Origin of the sequence: Colwellia sp. 6_MG-2023 (assembly GCF_030547765.1) — a bacterium.
In the GTDB taxonomy this organism is placed as follows: domain Bacteria; phylum Pseudomonadota; class Gammaproteobacteria; order Enterobacterales; family Alteromonadaceae; genus Colwellia.
The window spans coordinates 63,681-87,093 of the sequence record NZ_JAUOPP010000010.1 but is presented as its reverse complement, the minus strand read 5'-3'; the positions used below and the strand labels follow the sequence as shown (position 1 = coordinate 87,093).

Here is a 23,413-nt window from a genome sequence, read left to right as displayed (position 1 = left end):
TTTTATGTGTGGTGTTGCAGCAATTTATGAGTTAGACAGGGATAGTTTTAAAGGTAAAGATACTTTAGAGCGCATGAATTCCAGTCAACATCATCGTGGTCCCGATGGTAATGGCATATATATTAATGAATATGTCGGGCTAGGGCATAATCGGCTGTCCATTATTGATCTAGCAACAGGACAACAGCCTCTTGTTGATGCAACTAATACTATAGCGGTTACCTTTAATGGTGAAATATATAATTTCAAAGAACTAAAGTGTGAGTTAATAGCACTTGGTTTTGTATTTAATACTAATAGTGATACTGAAGTTATTGTTAATGCATGGCTGGCTTGGAATACAAAATGTGTTGATAAATTTAATGGAATGTTTGCATTTGTGTTGTGGGATAAAGCAACTCGAGTTTTATTCGCAGTTAGAGATCGGCTAGGCATTAAACCTCTGCATTGGGCGATAACAAACAAAAATCAGCTAGTTATTTCATCAGAATTAAAAGCAATAAAACGACATTGCGATATAGATTCAAGTATTAATGAGGCAGCTTTAGAGGACTTTCTAACACTGGGTTATGTTATTGAACCCAAGTCGATTTATAAAAGTATTCACAAAATTCCTGCAGGCCATTATATATTAATTAATGAACAAGATAAGAATGTAGAAACTACATGTTATTGGGATGTTAAGACCTTCATTTCTGAAGATAATAAAGAATGTAACAATGAACATTTGCAAAAACTACTTAATGAGTCGGTGAAAAAACGTCTGATAGCTGATGTGCCCTTGGGGGCATTCTTATCCGGAGGGCTAGATTCAACTGCTATTGTTGCATTAATGAGCGAACAAATAACGACAAACCTTAATACATGCTCAATAGGTTTTGATCTTTCTCAATATGATGAATCAAGTTTTGCAGAAAGAGTAGCACAAGAATTTAAAACTCAACATTCAACAACTAATGTGTCCGTAAACGATTTATCACTAGTTGATTTACTTGTCGATATATTTGATGAACCTTTTGCTGACAACTCAGCTATACCGACCTTAATACTAAGTAAAGTAGCTAAAGAAAATGTTAAAGTCGTTCTGTCAGGAGACGGTAGCGATGAACTGTTTTTTGGTTATAGAAACTATAAAATGCTTAATATGGAAGAAAAGATTAGAAGGTTCTTCCCTGGTGGTATCAATAAACCAATATTTTCACTTTTAGGTAAAATATACCCACACTTCAATAGTCTACCTAGATTCATGAGAGCAAAATCAACGTTCAACTCCTTAAGTAGTGATGGGATAACTAGTCACCATAATTCAATGTCATTAGCGGATAATAAAACAATTACATCTTTGTATTCATTAGACTTTATATCCAAGTTAAATGGTTATACTTCGTTATCATTTTTTCAAAAATTAGCGAGTGAAGTGAAAGGGCTAGGTATTTTAAAGCAAGTTCAGTATATTGATTTTAAAACCTACTTACCAAGCGATATATTAACTAAGGTTGACAGGGCAAGTATGGCCGGTTCATTAGAAGCTCGAGTGCCATTTTTAGATCATAATCTAGTAGAATATGGTTTAAGTTTAGCACCTAGCGTAAACTTAAAGGGAAGAAAAGTTAAAGCTGCCTTGGCTGAGTCGCTCAAATGTATTGTTCCAAAATTTGTTCTTAATCGTGAGAAAATGGGATTTACAGCCCCGCTTGATGAATGGATAAGACAAATCCCTTTAGATACATTGGAAAAACGTATTTTGTCAGAGCACTTACTATCAGAAAATATTTTTAATGCGCTACACCTTAGGCAATTACTAAACGATCACCACAAACGAAAATCCAACAATGGCGTGTTAATTTGGGCAATTCTTATTTTGGAAGCTTTTTTTAGGAAAAATAATAATAAATTATGAAAATTTTATATCATCACCGTATTGCTTCAAAAGATGGTCAGTTTGTGCATGTGGAAGAACTAACTAATGCGTTTCTTGAACAGGGGCATGAACTTAAGTTTATAGCGCCTTCGCTTAATGATAACAGTGATTTTGGTCATGATGGTGGCTTTGTAACAAAACTAAAAAAACAATTACCTAGAGCGTTATACGAGTTATTAGAGCTCTCATACAGTTTTTGGATATTCGTTAAGTTAGTGATAGCCATAAAACAATTCAAACCTAAATTTATTTATGAGCGATATAATCTTTATCAACCAGCAGGAATATGGGCGAGTAAGTTATTTAAGATACCTTTAATTTTAGAGGTTAATGCTCCTTTGGTTGAGGAGCGTAGTCGCTATAGTGGTTTATCATTAGTTAAATTTGCCAAATGGATAGAAAATTATACTTGGAAAAATGCAACGCATACTCTACCTGTTACTGACGTACTGGCCGACCACTTACGTAATGTAGGGGTGAAAGAAAGCAATATCACGGTTATACATAATGGTGTAAATCAGCCATTTATTGATGAAATGCTTGCTAAACCAATACAACAAGATAAAAAAGACATTGTTATTGGTTTTACGGGTTTTATTCACCCTTGGCATGGTATGGACAAAGCTATTGACGCCATAGCAAAATACAAAGCATTACCGCTAAAACTAATTTGTGTGGGTGATGGTAATATTTTACCTGAATTAAAAGCCCAAGCAGAAGCGCTTGGTATTAGTGATAAAATTGAATTCGCAGGTTTGGTCACTCGCGATAAAGTACTTGATTATGTTGAGCAATTCGACATTGCTTTACAGCCAGACGTTACCGCTTATGCATCGCCCCTTAAAATGTTTGAATACATGGCTGTAGGTAGTGTAATTATTGCGCCAGAGTACCCAAATATTCGAGAGATACTAAGTGACGAAACAGCGTTATTTTTTGAAAAAGGTAATCAAACATCATTTATTGAAAAATTGGAGTATGCTATTGAGCATATTAATGAGCTAGAAGTTCTTCGAACTGCAGTTAAATCGAGTGTGATAGAAAAACAATTTATTTGGCAAGAAAATGCTAAGCGTATTGTTAAGCTATTTGAAACTGAACATAGTACCCAAAAGAGATAAGTTATGCCTATTACAGCAATTGGTTTTGTTCTTGTTTTTATGGTCGGAGCTTTATATACATTAAAAAAACCTATGGCAGGTATTTTGCTATATTTCTTTTGTTTTTATATGCATCCTCCTGGTAAATATTGGGGGGCTTTTTTGCCGGAAATGAGATGGACGTTGATTGTTGCTGTATTAACGTTAATTAGCGTATTTATACATGAAAAAAACAAAAGCGACTGGCTTAAGTTTAAAGAAACAAAATTATTGATTGCGTTTGTAGTATTTGTTGGCCTTCAATTTCCTTTTGTTTTAAGTACTGAATGGCATCAAATATATTTTGTTTTATTAGTGAAGTTGCTCATTCTATACTTTTTATTAATAACAATAGTTAATACAAAACAAAAGCTCATTGTTGTAATTTTAGCGAACTTAATCGGTTGTGCTTATATTGGCTTTACTGCTTTGCAAACGCACAGTGGAGGTAGGTTTGAACGAGCGGGCTTACCAAGTATAGATGACTCCAATCTACTCGCAATACATGTTATTCCTATAGTAGTAACAGCAGCTTTCTTATTTCTGAGTAATGCAGTAAAAAAGAAATACTGGTTACTTATCCCGTTAGCTTTTGCAGGTAATCTCATTATTATGTCGGGTAGTCGTGGAGCAATAGGGGCTTTAGTTGCAACCGGCTTGTTTTTAGTTTTATTCTCGGCAAAAGAATTTAAAGGTACATTAATAAAGTGGGGAGCTGTTGCATTAATTGCCTTATCGTTTGTGTCGATCGATTTAATTGTTAATAGAATAGAATCTATTATATCAGCAGAAAGCTCTGAAGAAATAGATGTTAGCGCTCAATCAAGAATGATTATTATTAATGCGCAAATAGAAATGTTTAAAGAGGATATTTTAATAGGAAATGGTCACCGTACAACACTACTACTAAGTCCGATATATATTGATCAAAAATACTTAACAAATACTACCGCAGGAGCATTACGTGGCTCGCATAACTTAACAATGACAATGTTAGCTGATCATGGAATTATAGGAGCGGGACTCTTTTTTCTGGTTATTTTTGGTGTGGTTAAAAGAGGTTTATCAATGTCAAAGAATAAAGAATACGATCGTGATCTCAGGCTTATAATGTTGGGTTTAACTGGCGGAATGATTGGGGTTATGGCAGCCAGTCAGTTTTCTAATAGTAAAGTTTTAGAAATAACTGTTTGGATGATTGCGCTTATAATAATTACTAGTAATATTTTGAATAGACCCCTAGTAGAAAACAATCAGAAATAAAATGCAGATAATACTTAAATTCATAAAAAAAACACCAATATTAACTTATATAATCTTTCATTTTAGGAAAATAAATAAGGTTAAACCTAAATGTCTACTTTAGCGGGAAAGTTAGGCTCTAGTGCTATCTGGATGCTTATTACTAGATTGCTAGTAAAAAGTTTAGGGATAATTAGTTCTCTTATTTTAGTGAGGCTTTTAACTCCTGAGGATTTTGGAGTTATTGCAATTGTAATGTCAATATATTCATTTATAGAGCTATTTGGTTTATTCGGCTTCAATGCCGCGATTATTCAAAAAACTGCCCCTCAAAAATCTGATTATGATACTACTTTTACGATTAATTTATGCTTTGGCATAATAGCATCAAGTTTAATGTTTTTTATGGCATCACACTTAGCTTCTTTCTTCGATGATCAACGACTCATCGAAGTGTTTAGGTGGGTAGCGCTAATGTTCTTATTTAATGCATTAATCAATATCAAGGTTGTAGACTTTCAGAGAGATATGAACTTTAAGAAAGAGCTGATCTTACAGTTGGTCCCTAAATTATTTAGTTTTTTCGTTACTTTATTTTTAGCGTGGCATTTGCGAAATTACTTGGCATTAGTTTATGGAATGTTGGCGCTTTCACTTTTTAACGTAATCCAAAGTTATATCATGAAACCTTATTCTCCATCATTATCTATGAAAGGGGGAAAGGAACTATTTAGATTCTCTAAATGGTTAATGCTAAATAATATTTTCTATTATATAAACAATAAAAGTATTGATTTAATTGTAGGGAAAATGATCTCTACAAAAGCTGCAGGGCTCTATTCTATAAGCCAGGAAATGGCGACTTTACCTGTTTCAGAGATAGGCGCACCAATTAATAAGGCGTCATATCCAGCATATTCTAAAGCAAAAGATAACTTAAAAGAATTAACTTTATTATTTTATAGTACGTGTTCGATGATCACAATATTAGCGCTTCCTGCTGCTTTAGGTCTGTTTAGTGTCTCCGATTTCTTTGTTCCAGTAGTTTTAGGTGAAAAGTGGATAGGGGCTATCGAAGTTATTCAGTTATTATCGTTAGCTGCTTTTGTTACTTCACTGTCATCAAATAATGGTTATATATATATGGCTATAGGTAAGCCTAAAATAACCACTATGATTTCAGGTATTAGGATCATTATTTTATTAATTATGTTATTTGGCATCATATCCTTTGATAACATATCAAGTCCGGCGCTGGCATTGCTTTGCAGTGCAATTATTAACTTCTTTATTTCATTTTCTTGGTTAAAATTTGAAATACATATTTCTTTCAGAAGTATGATAGCGATTTTATATAGGCCTGCCCTCTCATCATTAATAATGAGTATTATGATATGGGTAATGAAATCATTCTATATCATTGATGTAGATTTTTTAAATTTGATGTTATTGATTGCTATTGGTGTTATCACTTACGTTAGCTGTATATTATTCTTTTGGTGGGCTGTAGGGAAACCGAAAGGGATAGAAATGCAAATACTCAGCAAATTAAAGTTGTCTTAAATAATATTAACACTGCGTTAATTATTATATGCTAAATGTCGAGATAATTAAGATTTAATTAAATAAGTTTTTAAAGTAGGTATAAATGAAAAGTAAATTAAAAGATATATTTAGAAATTATGCAAGAAAAGAGTTCGTATTTGTTAAACCAGGGGGTAATTTTGGTGATGATCTGATTTATTTTGGTGCTGAGTCGCTTGCCAAAGAACTTGGATTAATATTCAAAACATATTCTATTTCAGAATTCAAAGATGTAACAGAATTAAAAAATAAGGTTATTTATATTCATGGTGGTGGAGCATTCAATGAATGGTGCTCTGAAGGTGGGTGGAGTGCTTTAGAAAAAGCTTGTAGTTTTAACTGCCCTGTTATTTATGGACCTTGTTCTGTAGGTGAGAACCCAGACTTTTTAAATCATAAATTTAAAAAGTGTATTAATAATAATAAATCAGAATCTGTCATTATTTTTGCAAGAGAAGAGTACACTTATAATACTCTTATTTCACTACCTTCACTTAAACATGAATTTATAAATATTAATCAAGATATTGATACTGCATTTCATTTGACTAAAGAAATAATCGAAGCCAGGGTTGGAAGGGGGAAAAGAGCATACGATTTTTATGCTTTTAGGGAGGATAATGAAGGTTGTGCTCAATCTCATGAGGTTAATTATAATAATGTGATGTTTGATCCTGCAAAGAGATGTCAAAGCTTTGAACATTGGATGAGAGTTCATTTGTATGCAAATAAAATTATTACTAATAGAACACACTCTAGTATTATAGGTGCAATATTGAAGAAGAAAACGTACTTATTTGAAGGTAGATATCATAAAAACAAGAGTATACACAAAGAAGTTTTAGACAATATGGGAGTTCAATGGTTAGAGCCTAATGAAGCAATCTCTTTGGCGAAAAAAGGAATGCTAGATGCAATTTTACCTGCATTCATCAAAAATAGCTGGCGTATAAGAAGCTTTTTTTTGTATATGAATGGTGTCCCTCTAAAATAAGAAACTTTTATGATTTCAGAAGATAATATTGAATTAACCGTATTTATTGCGACCACTGCAGAAAAAAAACGCAAAAACTCTATAAGAGATGCAATTAAAAGTGTGCTCTCCCAAGTAGGTGTGAAACTAGTCATTATTATTAATGGAAATAAGTTTGATGCTTCTTTAAGAACTGAACTTGAAAGCCACCCTAATATCGAGTGTCACTATTTATCACTAGGTAATTTTCCTGAAGCGCTTAGGTATGCAAGGAAAATTGTAGATACGGATTATTTTTCTTTTTTAGATGATGATGATGAACTCATCGATGACTCTATTAAAAAAAGAATAGGCGCTATAAAAGAGTCTAAAGCTATAGATGTAGTTATTGGAAATGGGTATAGAAAAAATACAAGTAATGAAAAAAGTTTAATGTTAAATGATGTTCAAGTAAAAATGTTTAATAAGGATCCATTAATCTCACTTTTTGAAAAAAGGGGAAATTGGCTTGCTAGTTGTTCTGGAGTTTTCCGTTCATCTTCTATAGGGCAAGAATATTTTGATGATTACGCAAAATATGCCGAATGGAGCTATTTAGCAGTTAAAATTGCTTGTGATAAGAATCTAAGATTAGTAAATTCACCTTGTTTCATTATCAATGAAACTGGTGGGTCGTTGTCGCATAGTTTTGAGTATTATGAAGGTCAGTATCATTATTTGTTTAAATTATTAGAGATGAATTTACCAAGCAAAATTCATAATATTATAGAAGCTAAAAAAATTGATATGGAGCATCAATTGGCTGTTTTGTGTATGGAAGAAGGAAAATGGTCAAAAGCTTGGCGTTATCACCTTTTATCACTATCACGTTTCTATGGTTTTAAACGTTATGTATTGTCTACTAGGCACTTTTTAGTTAATAAGGTAAAGACATTAATATAAATTAGGTACAGTTTAGGTAATATTTTTGCAATTAATGACTTTTTTCGCTACAGACTATTCGAATAATAGGGGTTAAGGAGTTAATTACATGACAAAATACACCAAGCCAACAGTGATTATATCTATTCCTTGGGAGCTTTATATCAAAGGTGGTGTAAATACTGTTGTTAAAGGTCTCATTAGCGAATTTGTATTATTAGACTCTCCTTATAATGTTATATTACATATTAATAATTGGCAAAAGAAGACTAACGATGATGATAACAAAGAATATAAAGTTATCAGAATACCCACGATAGATATAAGTTGCTGTAATTCATATATAAAAAAAATAAAGTATATCTTAATTCAAAAGCCTAGAATGTATTTTCAATGGTATAGGGTAATTAAGAAGCATAATGTTCAGGTAATTAATGTTCACTTTCCCACTGCGAATGTATTGAGTTTATTAAACATTTGTAAGTTATTTAAAATTAGGTTGGTTTTTAGTTTTCATGGGGCTGATATCGACCAATTACATATAATGACAACAGAAAAGGTACTAAAATCTTTTTCTAGACTTGTTTACCGAATAGTTGTTTGTTCTTTATCAATGAAAGAAAGATTAATTAAAAAATCTAATTTATATAGTGAAAAAATAGTAGTGATACCTAATGGGATTGATAGCGAGAAAATAAAAAACTATTCATTCCCTATTAATGAAAATAAATCATTAATGAATCCTTATTTTGTTAATATAGCGACATTTGAGCCTAAAAAAGGACAGGATCTATTGATTCATGCTTTTCAATTATTAAATGAAAATTATCCAGATCATAATCATCAGCTTATACTTATTGGTAGGAAAACCAACTATTTAATTGAACTTCAGAGTCTAGTCAATCAGCTAGGGCTATCTGATAAAATCGTTTTTTATACCAATCTTAATCATAAGTATGTAATGCAAATTTTAAGTAAGGCCGAGTTGTTTTTATTACCATCTAGGGATGAACCCTTTGGTCTAGTCTTACTTGAAGCAGGTTGGTTAAATATTCCAATAATGGCTCATGCAGTAGGAGGAGTGAAGGAAATTCTGTCCTCTGTTAACGATGGTATATTAATAACCGAGAATACTGCTCAGGTTTGGTATCAAGAACTAATAAAATTTTTAACAAATAAATATGATACTAATTCATTAGTTGAAAACTTCTCGACCACAATAGATAATCGTTATAGTAGTAAGACAGTATCATCTTCTTATATAAAACTTTTTCAAGAAGTGTAGCCTGTATATTGATTAGTCTATCGAAACGACGAATAAAATTTGTAAAGAACAATTAATGAAGTTAGCTTCTTTTAAAGGAAATTGAAAGTATTATGTGCGGCATTTTAGGAAAGATTAATTTTAATGGGACAATCGACAAAGATCGTTTCAAGGCTATGCGCGATACTATGCCATATCGTGGTCCTGACAGTAACGGCCTTTGGTTTGATGAGGCTGAAAAAGCTTTGATATTAAAGGTTATTCTATTATTAAATCTAAGCAAAGAGAAATAGCAGGCTTGTTTCAATTTGCACTTTATAACTAGATAAATGAAAATTAATAAAATGAGTTTAATATTATCATTTAATTAATGAATACCTAGTGGCTTATTTTCTGGAAAAGTAGCGGTAAATAATCTGCACCACTCCTACTATAAAACCATTACTCTGGCAAGGAATTACATGCTTTTTAATTCTTTTGAATTTATCTTCCTTTTTCTACCTATTACACTATTTGTATTTTTTTATATAGGTAAACGTAACCAACATCAAGTGGCGATGTCTTGGTTGGTGTTAACGTCTCTATTTTTTTATGGTTGGTGGAACCCCGCATACCTAGGTTTAATTTTATTTTCAATGCTGTTTAACTATGCGTTTGGGACTATGTTAAGTAACGGAGAAAAACCAGCCTATAGGAAGCTATTATTGTGGGTTGGCGTAATAACTAATTTAGCCTTTTTAGGGTATTTTAAGTATGCTAACTTCTTTGTTGAACAGTTAAATTGGTCAATAGGTTCAACTTATCATTTAGAAAAAATATTGTTACCACTTGCCATTTCATTTTTTACATTTCAACAAATAGCATTTTTAGTTGACTCTTATCGTCATGAAACTAAAGAATTTAATTTCTTACAGTATTGTTTATTCGTTACCTTTTTTCCTCAACTTATAGCTGGCCCAATTGTTCATCATAAAGAAATGATGCCTCAATTTGCCAACAGTAAAATATATACAATTAATTATCAATCGCTAGCATTTGGTTTAATTATTTTTACCGTAGGCTTGTTTAAAAAAGTCATCTTAGCTGATGGTATTGCGGTATATGCATCGCCAGTTTTTTCAGAAGCAGAGGCAGGAGTTGCATTAACTTTATTTTCAGCATGGGGTGGGGCATTAGCATACACATTACAACTTTATTTTGACTTTTCTGGATATTCAGATATGGCTATTGGTGTTGCGCTGATGTTTGGTATTCAATTACCGATCAATTTCAACTCGCCGTATAAATCACAAAATATTATTGAATTTTGGCGGCGTTGGCATATTACACTTTCTCGCTTTTTACGTGACTATTTATATATTACTTTAGGTGGCAGTAGGAAAGGAAATATCCGACGTTACGTTAATCTATTTTTGACAATGTTATTGGGTGGTATATGGCACGGAGCAGGATGGACATTTGTTATTTGGGGTATGTTACATGGTACATATTTGATAATAAATCATGCATGGAGAAAGCTTCGTTTTGGTATGTTTAATTTACCTAATAAGGTAGGCCGTTTAGAAGCATCTTTCGCTAAAGTATTAACATTATTAGCGGTAATTGTTGGTTGGGTGTATTTTAGAGCAGATAGCGTAAATAGCGCTAATCATATGATGTATGCAATGTTTGGCGGACACGGTATTTCACTACCTGAAAGTCTCGGACCAATGTTGGGCAATTCTTTTGATTATTTTAATGTACGGTTTACTGGAATGTTTGAAGGGTCACAAGCCGATTTAGGTGAAGGTATTAAATGGATATTATTATTATTTATTTTTGCTTTATATTTTCCTAACTGCCAGCAATTTATTGATTATCATAATAAACAAAAAATTATATTCTCAAGTTTACAAATGAAGATGGCGGGAGTGATGACAGGTTTTTGTCTTTATTATATTTTTACCCAATTAAGTTCCGATGCGGAATTTCTTTACTTTAATTTTTGATGTTGACTATGTATAAGAAACTATTCTTGAGTTCAGTAACCACTTTTTTTCTTTTAGTCATTTCACATATGTTGATCTTGATTATTATAGATCCAATATCAATTAGTAAAGTTGAGCTTGTTGATAAAGAGTTTTATATCAAGGAAATGCGGTTTCAAGCCGCAGGTATTATAAATAATACATCATTTGATTCTGCAATTGTTGGTACCAGCATGGCTGAAAACTTTAATGTGGGTGAAGCTAGCGAGCTTCTTGGTGGTGGTTTTGTAAATTTGTCTCTTCCTGGAGGGCTATTAAAAGAACGAGAAATTATTTTAAAATACCTCTTAGCTGAACATGACATGAAAACCATAATTATAAGTTTAGATGGTGCAACCGATTTACAAAGAAATAAGGGAGTGCCTCTCGATGCGTGGTCATATTTATATAATGATAGCTATCTTGATGATTTAACACTCTATACAAATTCGAAATACCTGCCTTATGTTAGCTGTCATTCTTTCTTTAATAATAAAGTGTCAGCAGTTGTTTTAGGAGAATGCCCTGAAGAAAAAACACGTAAAAGCATAGGTGAGTTAACCGAGTGGCAATCTCTTAAAAGCCATAATAGCCGGTTTGGAGGTATAGATAAATGGGAAAGATATAAAAATAATGCTCAAGTTAAAGTCTCTATCGATAGTATTATTGAAGCAGAATTAATTTTAGATAAAAAATTAAATAGAATGACTAATGTAGATGGTTTATATGACTATGAGCAATTTAGTCGGTATATTCTTCCATTAGTCAGGAACCATCCGAATACAAAGTTTATATTATTTTTTCCTGCGTATTCTCTCGCTAAATACGCTATTGATTACCAGACAAATAGAGATGAATTTGATGACTATAAAGCGTTTGTGAAAAAAGTGGCTTTAAATTCGGATAATTATGAGAATATAGATTTATATTGGTTTAACGATCATGATTTTGTTGAAGATATTTCGAATTACAAAGATCTAACCCATTATAGTGCGGAGTTTAATTCAATATTTTTAAATGATTTTATGATTAAAAAATCTATAATGAATGCTCATAATTATAATACTCAGCTGTTATTATTGGAAAAAAAAGCAAAAGAATTTGATCTGAAGTTATTAGCTGAAACCTTTAAATCTCAATAAAATAAGATGTAGTTGATTTTTAAACACAATCGACTTTAATAAAAGTGTTTATATTAAACCTTATATTTTAACAGCATTAAGGTTTTCATTTTCATTTAAGTAATGAAAAATCATAAGTGATAAAGGTAATTTATTAAAATGTGCGGTATTTTAGGAAAAATTAATTTTAATGGAACAATCGACAAAGATCGTTTCAAGGCTATGCGCGATACTATGCCATATCGTGGTCCTGACAGTAACGGTCTTTGGTTTGATGATGAAGAAAAAATAGGTTTAGCACATTTACGCTTAAGTATTCTTGATCCTACACCCGCTGGTCATCAACCACGCGTTGAAGCGGCACATAACTGTGTTATTTCTTACAATGGTGAAGTTTATAACTACCTTGAAATACGTGCGGAACTAGAAACTAAAGGTTACACCTTTGAAACCGGTGCCGACACTGAAGTTGTTCTTAAAGCGTATTTAGAATATGGGGTTGATTGCTTAAAACATTTTAATGGCATGTTTGCCATTGCTATTTGGGATGGTAATAAAAAAGAGCTATTTCTAGCGCGTGATCGTTTAGGAATAAAACCTGTTTATTATTTTCAAAGTGATGAAGAATTTATTTTTGCGTCTGAAACCAAAGCTATTTTAAAAGGTCTAGATAAAAAGCCTGCACTCAATGTGCAATTAATCGATAGTTACATGAGCTTTGGTTATATCCCAGGTGAAAACACCTTACACCAAGGTATTAAGCGTTTAATGCCAGGACATTATGGTATTTTTAAAGACGGTAGTTTTTCTATCAAACAATACTGGGACTTATCGTTTGCTAATAATAGTGATGATAAAGGTTTTGATTATTATGTTGATGGTAGTAAAAAATTATTAGACAGCGCTATAGATTTACGTTTACGCAGTGACGTGCCCTTAGGTATTTTCCTCAGTGGTGGTATCGACTCTAGTGCAGTTGTTGGTTTACTTGCTGATAGAGTTACAGAGCCATTAAAAACTTTTTCTATAGGTTATGACTTTGGTAAAGGTTTTGATGAAACACCGTATGCACAAATTATTGCCGATAAATTTAACACAGATCATCACGAGATAAAAATAACACCGGCACAATTTAAAGAATTTATTCCTGAATACATTTCTTTAATGGATGAGCCTGTTACTGAAGCGGCAGCTATTTCATTATTCTTTGTTGCTAAGTTAGCAAAAGAAAAAGTAACCGTTGCCTTGTCAGGTGAAGGTTCAGATGAAATATTTGCAGGTTATGACTTATATCAATACATGAATGTCTTAGATAAATATCGTGCCGTAGTCGGGCAAACTGGCAGTAATTTTTTTGCTGGTGTGTCGAATAAGGTGTTAGGTAAGAGCCATAAAATATCTAAGTACTTAACCATGGCTACGTTACCCATAGAACAACGTTATAAAGGTATGTCTACTTACCCTGACCATGAAAAAGAAGCGCTTTATAAACCCGAATTTAAAGCTGAAATTGAACAAGACTCACAAGTATCAAGCCGTGATTACACCAAAAGCCTTTTTGAAAAAACAAAAAAAGCCGATGCATTAAGTAAAATGCTTTATTTTGATACGAAAACTTGGTTGGTAGACGATTTATTAATTAAAGCTGATCGCATGAGTATGGCCGCATCGCTTGAATTACGAGTTCCATTTTTAGATTATCGTTTAGTTGAATTTGCGGCGACTATTCCAAGTAAGCATAAAATTAAAAAAGGCGAAGGCAAATATCCATTAAAGAAAATGATGGAAGGTATTTTACCCAACGACATTATTTATCGTAAAAAAATGGGTTTCCCTACACCACTTAAATTAATGTTTCAAAATGAATTGAGAGATTACGCTGAAAATTTATTGTTATCAGCTGAAACTAAGTTACATCAGTTTTTTAAAAAATCGCGTATTGAACAACTTATTCAAGAGCATAATAATGATAAGTTTGACCACCATAAAACATTATGGCAATTAGTGGTGTTAGAAGAGTGGCTAAGGAAGAATACGGACTAATGGCTAATATAAAAAGAAAAAAAATATTAGCGATTAGCTATTTATTTCCTAATAGTGAACAACCGAATCACGGTATTTTTGTATTAAACCGTTTAAAAGCGATGAGTAAATATGCTGATATTACGGTAATTAACCCGATTGCTGATTCTCCTGTCCATAAGCATATTGATAAATTCAAAGGTTTGCAAAAAATTCCGTTGCAAGAAGAGCTTCTTGGAGTACATGTTTATCACCCGCGTTTTTTTTCAATTCCAGGACATTTAAAATCATTAGAGGTTATTAGTTATCGACGGGCAGTATGGTCAATAGTTAAAACGTTACCGGCCGATTTTGATTTAATTGATTTACATTGGACCTTTCCTGATTTACCTACCGGGGCATGGCTATCGAAAAAATTTGATATTCCTTTTAATGTTACTTTACGTGGTATGGAGGCATTTCATCTTCAAGATTCCGGCTTACGTAAGCACATTGTTAGTTATTATCTTAAAAAAGTAGATAAAGTTATCTCTCTTAGCGAGGAAATGGCACAAACGGCTAATGAGTTGGCTGAAACGGCTAATAAAACCACGGTCATAAGAAACGGTGTTGATACCAATAAGTTTTATTATTTAGATAAAAAAGAATGTCGTGAAAAATTAAATTTGCCATTAAATGAAAAAATTATTCTAGGTGTTGGTGCACTTATTTATCGTAAAGGTTTTGACTTGGTTATTAAAGGCTTAGAGAAAATAATTGCCACGAAAGGTTTAGAAAACACTAAGTTTTATATTTTAGGGTCTCAAGGGCCAGAAGGTGATTACCGTACAGAGCTTAATCAGTTTATTGAACAACATAACTTACAAGAACAGGTGGTCTTTGTTGGTGCTGTTGCTAATAGCGAATTGATTACTTGGTACAATGCTGCGGATGTGTTTTGTTTGTCAAGTAGAGGAGAGGGAAGTCCTAATGTATTAACCGAAGCATTAGCTTGTGGTACGCCAGCTGTGGCAACGAATGTAGGTAGTGTGCCTGAAATTATGACAAGTGAAGATAATCTGGGGTATTATGTAGAGAATGAAAATCAAAATGAAATAACTAATCGCCTTATTGATTTATTATCTAGTGAGCATGATCGTAATAAACAGGCATTAGTATTTAAAAAGTATACTTGGGATTGGTGTGCGAAAGAAGTTATGGATGTACTAAACTAAACAAAGCAAAGCTATTTAACTCACACGAAATATTACCTGATGCTAAATTTGAAAATTATCTTAACTGCATTATTCACAATGCTCTGCTTGTTTTTACAGGCATGCGGCAGTGAAGATACACCTCAGCTGGCCAATAAAGTAAGTTACGATAATAATTCGCTAAGCCAACTTGTTGATCAAGATTTGTCTCCTAATCAAGTAAATGACTCCATATTAGTGAATAATGTTAATGTTGGAATTACTGTATATGCTGAAGGTACTGGGACAGTTACGTATCAAATGCTTGATTCTGCAGAAGGACGATTTTCAATTGATGAAAATAGTGGTGTAGTGTATGTAGCTGATTATCTTTTGTTTAATGGGTCTCTGTTAGCTAATCACACTATCAATGTACAGGCAACTGATCAAGATGGTCAAAAGAATACACAAGAATTTACTATCGATGTAAGCACTGAGAAATTATCTATCAGCGGGATAATTGATATAAACCTTCTACCAAATGAGATTGCAGAACGTGTTGAAAATGGAGTAGAGGTAGGAATAACAGCGAATGCAATAGACGTTAAAGATAGTGTGGCTTATAAGCTATTGGAAGATGGCGCTGGAAGATTTAAGGTTGATAATGGTTCAGGTGTAGTAACGGTTGCAAACGGCAGTATAATTAATGCACAGCAGGCATTAGCCCATGAAATTGAAATAGAAGCGAATAGTACCGATGGCACAGCAAGCAGTAAAAAATTTGTAGTGGATGTTCTTCCTAATTATGAAAATGATATACCTATTGTAAGTCAGTATAATACTTTGCTTAATTGGAATGAGGGCTCACAGAAATTATTCGATGGCTGGACTTGGCATAATGATATTGCTTACGGCAACCCAGGGTGGTTACTAAACGATGATGGACCTATTGGTGGCGGAGAACAATATCAATGGGGTTGGGGGGGGCGTTCTTTTAATAAAGGGGATTACGGTAAAGATAATACTGCTTTAATTGATACTATAGATATTAGTCCGTCAACTAGTATAGGTGGTAGCTTACAAGTAACAGAAACAGCTAATAGCACCGATCATCGTAGTACTTGGTGGGTTTGGTATGATGGAAAGCCTTTATCGGATCGTGGTATAACCAATGCTAAAACAGATCGAATGAGTTTTTATCTGAAAACCGAAGGTATGAAGGAGTTAAATGATGATGGCGGTAAAGAAAGTATTGGTAATAATTTCCATATAGGCACTTACTTGTGTTGGGAAACAAATGAGCCTGCTTATGGCACTGGTGATGGTTGTCCGTATGAAGGTAAAGGTAATCAGCATTACTACCATTATTTAGCTATAAATCCTGGTGCTTGGATACATGTTTTATTAGACCAACATCCTCAACATATAAGAGGAGGTAAAGGTACACTTCAGAATAATCCTCCTCAGGAGTCATATCAAAAAAATTATTTTGAGCAGATTAGCCGTTTTTATTTTGAGATCAGAGAGCAGCAAAGCGTTAAAACTAGTTTTAATATTGATGAGTTAAATTACTTTAGCTCTAATGATATGGTTGAAACCGAGCAAAATGATGAATCTATCACTTCATTGTGGATAGGTTACTGGAAAAGTAAAGACGTATGGGAAATAGGTTTTCATGATGAGTCTTATCAACAATATAATGATGACATGAATTCTACTTTTGAAGTTCGTTGGTCTACAGCGCCTATTACCAATGATAATTTCTATGCAGCAACACTTATTAAACCTATGTTCTATAGTGGCATAGAGGTTGCGGGAGAGAATAGTGAGTATTTATTAAGACGATCTAATGGTTGGACATCTAATGTTTGGACTCGGTTTGAGTTACCAGATGAAGTTGAAAATAATTATAAAAAAGTATTTTTTGCTGTTAAGGATGTATCAAAATTAGGTAAACACATAGGCACTCGTTGGCCATATAATAAAGGGGACGGTCATGACGCCCCTACCGATAACATAAAAATTATTGATTATTATTTACGATAACCTACTAAGTAATCTGTTTGATCAAAAGACTTTCTAAAATTTTAGCTTTTCCCTTTCTATTATAATTATCAAGGCTTCTTTCGCTTATAATTTTGTCTTTTAGTATTAAGGTTAATACTGATGATTGTATTTCTTCAGTAGTATTCCCTATATGAACATTTTTAAACTGAGTAGCTAGCTTATAGGTTTCTCCATTAGTGTCTGCTTTTACTAGTAGCGGTTTGTTGGTTCTTAAGTATTCATATATTTTACCAGGTATTTGCTTGTTAAAGCGCTTATCTTGAATAAGTAATAATGCATCTGCGTTAATCATATTATTTAAGGCGTTTAAAAAGGGCACCGGACTAATAAACTTAACCATATTTTGTATGTTAAGTTCTGATATGAGGTCGTTAAAGTCCTCACCGTTGCCTGCACCTTGAAAAATCAGTTCAAAATCATTATTTGAAATGTGACCTAATGCTTTTAATCTTGATATTGCGTTGAAAACAGGTACAGGGTCTCGGCCATTGGCGTATAAAACACCACTATAATATAAAGTGAACTTTTGCTCTGCAAAAGGTGTCGCTTTATTTTTTAATGTCGCTAGTTTTTCAAAATTCGCTTCATCGTAACCATTTTCAATTACCGTATTTTTCTTTGTAATTATTTCTTGGTACTTTTGTTCGTATAGATCTCTAACCGCTGATGTCGCAAACGTTATATGAGAGGCGTTGTTTAAGGTTGTTTGGTCTATTCGTTTATGGAATTTGTCTAACCACTTGCCAGCGGTACCATTCATGTAATGAAAAGGGTCTCTGTAATCGGCTACCCAAGGAATGTGTGATCCTTTTGATAGCTTATTAGCAATGAAGTGAGTACTAGGTATTGGTGAGGACGACCAAATAACATCAGGTTGATATTTTTTTATTAATGTACGTCCTTTTGCTATTGCTGAAGGGATCCATGTTAACCCCCAACGATCAGGTGTTGCCATTACTTCAAGGTACTTACCTTTGAACGACAATTGACGTTGAACATCTAAAGCAGTAGTTCTGAAAATCAAATCATCAGTGCTGTCTGTATAAGTATTATCTTTATTTACATAGGCATGAGGTTTAGCAGTTAGTACGATAACTTTCCATCCCCATGCTTTTAAGTATCGATAAAAGCTTTCTATTCTCGGTACAGATGCGCCATTACTTGGTGGGAATTCAAATGCAATCATTAATATTGTTTTAGACATGTTCGCCTGCTATTTTGGCTATGGAAAGAGAAAATAAAGAATGTTGTTTTCTATAAGGCATAAATCGAGGGATTTCCCATATTGTATTGGTGCTTATAGCGCCACCATCATTGGTTGAAAAAGCAGCTTTAAAGCCTAATTCTTTTGCTGTGTCACAATGACTTTTTTGAAAGTCTCGACCATACAGACCATTGGGAAAAGCCAAATAGTCCACAGGGCTTTTTATTATGCTTTCAAGTTTTTGTTTATTGGTTAATAATTCAGCTCGGCAATTTTCGTTTGTTTCAGTTGATACAATGGTATGGCTATGGGTATGAGCACCTATCGTGAATCCGTCATTATGCAATGTGTTAATTTGTTGCTCTGTCATCATAGTACGCTTAAATTCAATGTTTCCTAGTTCATCCGCAAGTTTTTTTAATTGTAATGTTCTTTTATTATCGCTTAAGAATTTTAATTTGCTAAGTAATAGCTCAAATGCCTGTTTTTTTTCATCATTGTTGTTAATTGTTATTTTTTCACCAATAATATCTTTTGATATTACTTTTTTTGTCGTGTTTTTTATTAACTGTTCAACTTCATCGTTCCATAAGTAACCTTCTTCTACACCACGGGTTGATATAAAAAATGTGGCGGGGCATGCATGGTTTTTTAATATGGGGGCCGCTATGGTAAAGTTATCTTGATAACCATCATCAAAGGTAATAACTAAAGCTTTAGGGGGAAGGCGCTTGGTTTTTAGCAACCTCATGGCATCTGGTAATGATAATATAGTAAAATACTTACTAAGAAACTTTATTTTCTTATCAAATTCAACTGCAATAATATCATCTGGATGATATTGGTTTTTTGTTTCAAAAACATGATGATAATATAAAATTGCTAAGGGATTTTCTTTTAGCTTTGTTCGTGAGCGGCAATAAATTATCGATAATAGTAGGTTTAACATGAAGGAAGTTATATCCTTTTAATAACAGTTTTTTGTTTTTAATAGTATTCAGTTTAATCTATCGAGTAATATTTACAATTGGCTAGATGTAAATATTATATAAATAAAGGGATATAGGTTTCATGATGACTTTTTTTCTCTCTAATATTTTCATACCTCTTTTTGAAAAGTGCTCAAAAACTCATTTTTGGTCTCTTTATAAAGAGATGCTTAATTTCCTTACTCGTTCAAAATCCACATATACTGCAGAAGAGTTAAAGTTAGAAAACATCTTAAACCATGCCGTTGATAATACTGAATTTTGGGCTAACAAAATCAAAGCAAAACCAGGTTTAACGACTTACCAATTACTCAGAATTATTCCTATCACACAAAAAAGTACTTATGCTCAAGGGTTTCCAGATCAAGTTACTGCAAAAAATCGTACTGAGGATTGGCAATACTTATCTTCAGCAGGTACTACCGGTAGAATGACTGTAGTTGTCGACTTTGTAAAAAGGGATTATCTAAGGGCAGCAGAGCATTTGAACCTTAAACTCGCAACAGGGTCTGCGCTGGGTTATAAATCTGTTGATATTCCCCCTAGTGCTTGTAATGTTGTCTGTGGTTTCTCTGATCAAGGACCAGAGCCTATAGGTGGTTTTTTTTGGTGGGCTTTCAAAAATAATAAATTATTTACACCTTCTACCTTGTCAGATTTACGCGGTCGGTTTGAACGGCAAATTATGTTAAATCGTCAAGTGTTAATGCCTATAGATTCCGCTCCTTGGGAGAAAATGTGCCAACAATTAGATCCGTATTTAGATAGTATAATTGCAAATAAAGTACGAATTATTAGAGCGCTACCTCATTTTCTTTTGTGGCTAGCTAAACGTGCAGAACAACGACAACTTATATTTCCTGATGTTAAAACTCTTCTACCTTATGGTGGCTTGGCAGGAGAAGCGCTAGTTGAAAGTATTACGCGTGTTTTTCAAGCTAAATATATTAATGTATATGGCACGGGTGAAGTAGGATCTATTGGCTGTACAATGTCTGATTCTCATGTAATTGATATTTATTCTGCTATGGTATGCTTGGAAGTGCTCGATAGCACAGGTGAATATGCTGAATTAAATACACCTGGTAGAGTTGTTGTTACCGATCTTAATAATTATGCTATGCCAATTATTCGATATGAAATTGGTGATATCGCTAAGGTTATTGAATATGACAATAAAAATAGCTTGCCTCGAAAAATAGAAATTTTAGGACGAAAACAGGAGTGCTTTAATTTACCATCAGGAAAATATCTAACGACTATTGAGATTCAGAATGTTTTTTTTCAATTTTCCGATATTATTAACTTTCAGTTAGAAATCATTACCCCTAAAATTTTTAAAGTTGTTATTGTATGTTTAAATGATTTCGATACAAAAAAGCTATCAGAACAACTTCAAGTTTTACTTGAATTACCTAAGCCTCCTGTTATAAAAATTAGTGAATTTATTCTGCCAGAGCAAAGTGGCAAATTCTTATCGGTTAAAACTAGAAATAAAAGATAATTAAGGATGATTTTGAAAAATATTAAAGGAATAAGAGCACAATTTCCTATTTTGGAAAGAGTAACGCCTACCGGAAAGCCACTTATCTACTTAGATAGCGCAGCCACTGCTTTAAAACCACAATGTGTCATTGATGCAGTTACAGATGTGTTAACCAATAGAACAGCTAATATACACCGTTCTGTGCATTTTTTAGGTGATGAGGCCACTGAACTATATGAAAGTACAAGAGATATAGTTGCCGCTTTTATTGGATCAGAAGCAAATGAAATTGTGTTTTTAAGGAACACGACGGAAGGACTAAACCTAGTTGCTAAAGCTTTTTCGGGTAAAGGACGGATCATTTCTAGCGTTGGTGAGCATCATTCAAATTATTTACCTTGGCAGGAGCATGATGTGCATCGGTTAAGTCTTGATGACAATGGCGATATTAACTGGTTTGAATTAGAGCAAGAATTGTCACAAGGAGATGTAGCTCTAGTTAGTTTAGCGCATAGTTCAAATGTAACAGGCTATATGCTTGATTTAGAAAAACTCGTTAATATGTGTCATTCGTCAGGCGCAAAAGTAATGATCGATGGTGCTCAATCTATTCCTCATACCCAAATCGATGTTGCTAAAATACAATGTGATTTTTTAGTGTTTAGTGGTCATAAATTGGGTGCTCCTTCGGGAGTTGGAGTACTCTTTGGGAAAGCCGAGCTATTAGAAGAAATGGACTATTGGCTGCATGGTGGCTCTACTGTTGAAAGTGTCACTCAACATAGTATTGAAGCTAAGAATTCGCCGTGGAAGTTTGAGGCAGGTACGCCAGCAATAGAAAGTGTTGTGGGTTTACAGGCAGCTATTTTATTTCTGTTAGACTTAGGCATGGATAATGTCGAATCTCATTTTAAGTCTTTATCTGAATATACAAGCATATGCCTACGCGAGAATTTACCATTAGTGAATGTTATTGGAGGAATAGACAAGCTGCAAGGTCCATTTAGCTTAACATTACCTGGTATTTCTCCTCATATTGTTGCGCGAGGTTTGAGTGATAGATATGGTATTTGTTTACGTTCAGGCTTTCATTGTGCTCAGCCTCTGCATGATTTTTACAATGTAGGTGCTTCTATAAGGTTATCCTTTTGGCTGTATAATACGAAAGATGAAATTGAACAAGCGATTAAAGGAGTAGCTAATTTTATTAACTTGGTTAAATAAAATTAAGTTAATATCCATTCTTTGAGTGTAAATATTGTAGGTAATTATGAAGAATATTTTTGCAATGCTTTTATTTATGACTGTTCATTATTGTAATGCAGAGCATGTATTTGTTGATGGCAAAGAATTTTTTTCTTTAGAGGAAGCTAAATCAGCAATTGTTGATGGTAGCCAAATTTACTTAAAAGCAGGTATCTATACTCAAGGGGTTTATATAAAAGAGGATAATATCAGTATAATAGGTGAGGATAATGTCATTTTTGATGATGCTGCTGTTGATGGTAAAGCAGCGCTAGTTCTTTCTGGTGATAATGTTCTTGTTGAGAGTATTGAGTGCCAAAATATAAGTGTGCGTGATCATAATGGAGCTTGTATTCGTTTTGAAGGGAAAAATTTAACCGTTCGTAACTTGTATGCTCATGATAGCCAATCAGGCATTATGACCTCTCATAATTACGAAGGTTTTTTACATGTTGAATTTTCTAAATTCGAGCGATTAGGTGGAAAAGCAACCGGTAGAGGGTATGCTCATGCTATTTATGCCAATGTAGGAGAGTTTTATTTTAGTTATTCTCAAGTATTGTCAACAGGTAAAGAAGGAAGTGGCTTAAAGTCGCGTTCTAGAAAAACAGTTGTAAAAAATAGTATTCTAGCATCACTCGATGCTAAAGATAGTAGATTAATTGATGTTGCAAATTACGGGGAATTAATCATACAAGATAGTATTTTACAACAAGGGAATAATAGCTCGAATAGCCAATTGATTTCTTATGGGTTAGAAAAAGTAAAAAATAATTTTGAGGTTAATAGAATAGTAATTAGAAATAATCTTCTATTATTAGATAGAGAAAAAGCCAATGTGATTATTATGCATAAACAAGCAAACACTGTTGAAATATATGATAATACTATTGTCGGTGACTTTTTATATCCTAATGAATTTAGTAAGAAAAATCCTTGGTATATTAGTCGTGAAGATGCAAGGCTTAAGGCATATCCCTATCTACCAGAAATTTCAGAGTTAAAGCAACTTATTAACTCTATAAGCGTTGTTGGAAATAGAAAATAATTTAAGTTA

The 23,413-nt window shown here is 33.2% G+C and carries 18 protein-coding genes; 16 read left to right on the top strand and 2 right to left on the bottom strand.

The genetic code is table 11. The annotated features are described in order from the left end of the window. Positions 1 to 4 precede the first annotated feature (4 nt). The 13 genes from asnB (Q4503_RS08390) (at position 5) to Q4503_RS08330 (ending at position 17,411) form a co-directional block, all read left to right on the top strand. Positions 5 to 1,900 (top strand): asparagine synthase (glutamine-hydrolyzing), encoded by a 1,896-nt coding sequence (asnB, locus tag Q4503_RS08390; protein ID WP_303601983.1) that lies wholly within the window; start codon positions 5 to 7, stop codon positions 1,898 to 1,900. Continuing rightward, positions 1,897 to 3,042 (top strand): glycosyltransferase family 4 protein, encoded by a 1,146-nt coding sequence (locus Q4503_RS08385; protein ID WP_303601982.1) that lies wholly within the window; start codon positions 1,897 to 1,899, stop codon positions 3,040 to 3,042. Before asnB (Q4503_RS08390) ends, Q4503_RS08385 begins: the two co-directional genes overlap by 4 nt. Positions 3,043 to 3,045: 3 nt before the next feature. After that, positions 3,046 to 4,323 carry an O-antigen ligase gene (locus Q4503_RS08380; RefSeq protein WP_303601981.1) on the top strand — a complete coding sequence of 426 codons (1,278 nt, stop codon included), beginning with the start codon at positions 3,046 to 3,048 and terminating at the stop codon, positions 4,321 to 4,323. Between the two features lie 90 nt (positions 4,324 to 4,413). After that, a complete protein-coding gene (locus tag Q4503_RS08375; protein WP_303601980.1) occupies positions 4,414 to 5,865 on the top strand; it encodes a lipopolysaccharide biosynthesis protein in 1,452 nt (483 codons plus the stop codon). Between the two features lie 85 nt (positions 5,866 to 5,950). Then, the gene (locus Q4503_RS08370) at positions 5,951 to 6,880 is read left to right on the top strand and encodes a polysaccharide pyruvyl transferase family protein (RefSeq protein WP_303601979.1); all 930 of its coding nucleotides are present in this window, start codon (positions 5,951 to 5,953) and stop codon (positions 6,878 to 6,880) included. A 9-nt stretch (positions 6,881 to 6,889) separates the two neighbouring features. Continuing rightward, the gene (locus Q4503_RS08365) at positions 6,890 to 7,801 is read left to right on the top strand and encodes a glycosyltransferase (protein WP_303601978.1); all 912 of its coding nucleotides are present in this window, start codon (positions 6,890 to 6,892) and stop codon (positions 7,799 to 7,801) included. Positions 7,802 to 7,889: 88 nt separating this feature from the next. Further along, the gene (locus Q4503_RS08360) at positions 7,890 to 9,065 is read left to right on the top strand and encodes a glycosyltransferase family 4 protein (protein WP_303601977.1); all 1,176 of its coding nucleotides are present in this window, start codon (positions 7,890 to 7,892) and stop codon (positions 9,063 to 9,065) included. A gap of 92 nt (positions 9,066 to 9,157) precedes the next feature. Further along, positions 9,158 to 9,337 carry a hypothetical protein gene (locus Q4503_RS08355; protein WP_303601976.1) on the top strand — a complete coding sequence of 60 codons (180 nt, stop codon included), beginning with the start codon at positions 9,158 to 9,160 and terminating at the stop codon, positions 9,335 to 9,337. A gap of 168 nt (positions 9,338 to 9,505) precedes the next feature. Then, on the top strand, positions 9,506 to 11,032 hold the full coding sequence (locus Q4503_RS08350) for an MBOAT family protein (RefSeq protein WP_303601975.1): 1,527 nt from the start codon (positions 9,506 to 9,508) through the stop codon (positions 11,030 to 11,032). A 26-nt stretch (positions 11,033 to 11,058) separates the two neighbouring features. Continuing rightward, the gene (locus Q4503_RS08345) at positions 11,059 to 12,192 is read left to right on the top strand and encodes a hypothetical protein (RefSeq protein ID WP_303601974.1); all 1,134 of its coding nucleotides are present in this window, start codon (positions 11,059 to 11,061) and stop codon (positions 12,190 to 12,192) included. Between the two features lie 138 nt (positions 12,193 to 12,330). Then, positions 12,331 to 14,214, top strand: coding sequence for an asparagine synthase (glutamine-hydrolyzing) (gene asnB, locus Q4503_RS08340; RefSeq protein ID WP_303601973.1), 1,884 nt, complete (start codon positions 12,331 to 12,333; stop codon positions 14,212 to 14,214). Beyond that, positions 14,214 to 15,407, top strand: a complete 1,194-nt coding sequence (locus Q4503_RS08335) for a glycosyltransferase (protein ID WP_303601972.1) — start codon at positions 14,214 to 14,216, stop codon at positions 15,405 to 15,407. The genes asnB (Q4503_RS08340) and Q4503_RS08335 overlap by 1 nt, the downstream gene beginning before the upstream one ends. Before the next feature lie 48 nt (positions 15,408 to 15,455). Beyond that, positions 15,456 to 17,411, top strand: a complete 1,956-nt coding sequence (locus Q4503_RS08330) for a hypothetical protein (protein WP_303601971.1) — start codon at positions 15,456 to 15,458, stop codon at positions 17,409 to 17,411. A 4-nt stretch (positions 17,412 to 17,415) separates the two neighbouring features. On the opposite strand, the gene Q4503_RS08325 is transcribed toward Q4503_RS08330, so the two are convergent. Continuing rightward, positions 17,416 to 18,636 carry a glycosyltransferase gene (locus Q4503_RS08325; protein WP_303601970.1) on the bottom strand — a complete coding sequence of 407 codons (1,221 nt, stop codon included), beginning with the start codon at positions 18,634 to 18,636 and terminating at the stop codon, positions 17,416 to 17,418. Then, positions 18,629 to 19,585, bottom strand: coding sequence for a polysaccharide deacetylase family protein (locus tag Q4503_RS08320; RefSeq protein WP_303601969.1), 957 nt, complete (start codon positions 19,583 to 19,585; stop codon positions 18,629 to 18,631). The genes Q4503_RS08325 and Q4503_RS08320 overlap by 8 nt, the downstream gene beginning before the upstream one ends. 122 nt (positions 19,586 to 19,707) lie before the next feature. Here Q4503_RS08320 and Q4503_RS08315 point away from each other — a divergent pair, with 122 nt between their 5' ends. Genes Q4503_RS08315 through Q4503_RS08305 form a run of 3 tightly spaced genes read left to right on the top strand, consistent with a single transcriptional unit; the run spans position 19,708 to position 23,404 of the window. Beyond that, entirely contained in the window at positions 19,708 to 21,129 is a 1,422-nt protein-coding gene (locus Q4503_RS08315) for a hypothetical protein (RefSeq protein WP_303601968.1), read from the top strand. A gap of 12 nt (positions 21,130 to 21,141) precedes the next feature. Further along, entirely contained in the window at positions 21,142 to 22,335 is a 1,194-nt protein-coding gene (locus tag Q4503_RS08310; protein WP_303601967.1) for an aminotransferase class V-fold PLP-dependent enzyme, read from the top strand. 46 nt (positions 22,336 to 22,381) lie between these two features. Beyond that, complete coding sequence (locus tag Q4503_RS08305) at positions 22,382 to 23,404, top strand: hypothetical protein (protein WP_303601966.1); 1,023 nt, start codon at positions 22,382 to 22,384, stop codon at positions 23,402 to 23,404. Positions 23,405 to 23,413: the final 9 nt, after the last annotated feature.

Bases quoted from the DNA above. Each gene is read 5' to 3' on its own strand.
- asnB (WP_303601983.1), top strand. From the start codon at position 5: ATGTGTGGTGTTGCAGCAATTTATGAGTTAGACAGGGATAGTTTTAAA.
- Q4503_RS08385 (WP_303601982.1), top strand. From the start codon at position 1,897: ATGAAAATTTTATATCATCACCGTATTGCTTCAAAAGATGGTCAGTTT.
- Q4503_RS08380 (WP_303601981.1), top strand. From the start codon at position 3,046: ATGCCTATTACAGCAATTGGTTTTGTTCTTGTTTTTATGGTCGGAGCT.
- Q4503_RS08375 (WP_303601980.1), top strand. From the start codon at position 4,414: ATGTCTACTTTAGCGGGAAAGTTAGGCTCTAGTGCTATCTGGATGCTT.
- Q4503_RS08370 (WP_303601979.1), top strand. From the start codon at position 5,951: ATGAAAAGTAAATTAAAAGATATATTTAGAAATTATGCAAGAAAAGAG.
- Q4503_RS08365 (WP_303601978.1), top strand. From the start codon at position 6,890: ATGATTTCAGAAGATAATATTGAATTAACCGTATTTATTGCGACCACT.
- Q4503_RS08360 (WP_303601977.1), top strand. From the start codon at position 7,890: ATGACAAAATACACCAAGCCAACAGTGATTATATCTATTCCTTGGGAG.
- Q4503_RS08355 (WP_303601976.1), top strand. From the start codon at position 9,158: ATGTGCGGCATTTTAGGAAAGATTAATTTTAATGGGACAATCGACAAA.
- Q4503_RS08350 (WP_303601975.1), top strand. From the start codon at position 9,506: ATGCTTTTTAATTCTTTTGAATTTATCTTCCTTTTTCTACCTATTACA.
- asnB (WP_303601973.1), top strand. From the start codon at position 12,331: ATGTGCGGTATTTTAGGAAAAATTAATTTTAATGGAACAATCGACAAA.
- Q4503_RS08335 (WP_303601972.1), top strand. From the start codon at position 14,214: ATGGCTAATATAAAAAGAAAAAAAATATTAGCGATTAGCTATTTATTT.
- Q4503_RS08325 (WP_303601970.1), bottom strand. From the start codon at position 18,636: ATGTCTAAAACAATATTAATGATTGCATTTGAATTCCCACCAAGTAAT.
- Q4503_RS08320 (WP_303601969.1), bottom strand. From the start codon at position 19,585: ATGTTAAACCTACTATTATCGATAATTTATTGCCGCTCACGAACAAAG.
- Q4503_RS08315 (WP_303601968.1), top strand. From the start codon at position 19,708: ATGATGACTTTTTTTCTCTCTAATATTTTCATACCTCTTTTTGAAAAG.
- Q4503_RS08305 (WP_303601966.1), top strand. From the start codon at position 22,382: ATGAAGAATATTTTTGCAATGCTTTTATTTATGACTGTTCATTATTGT.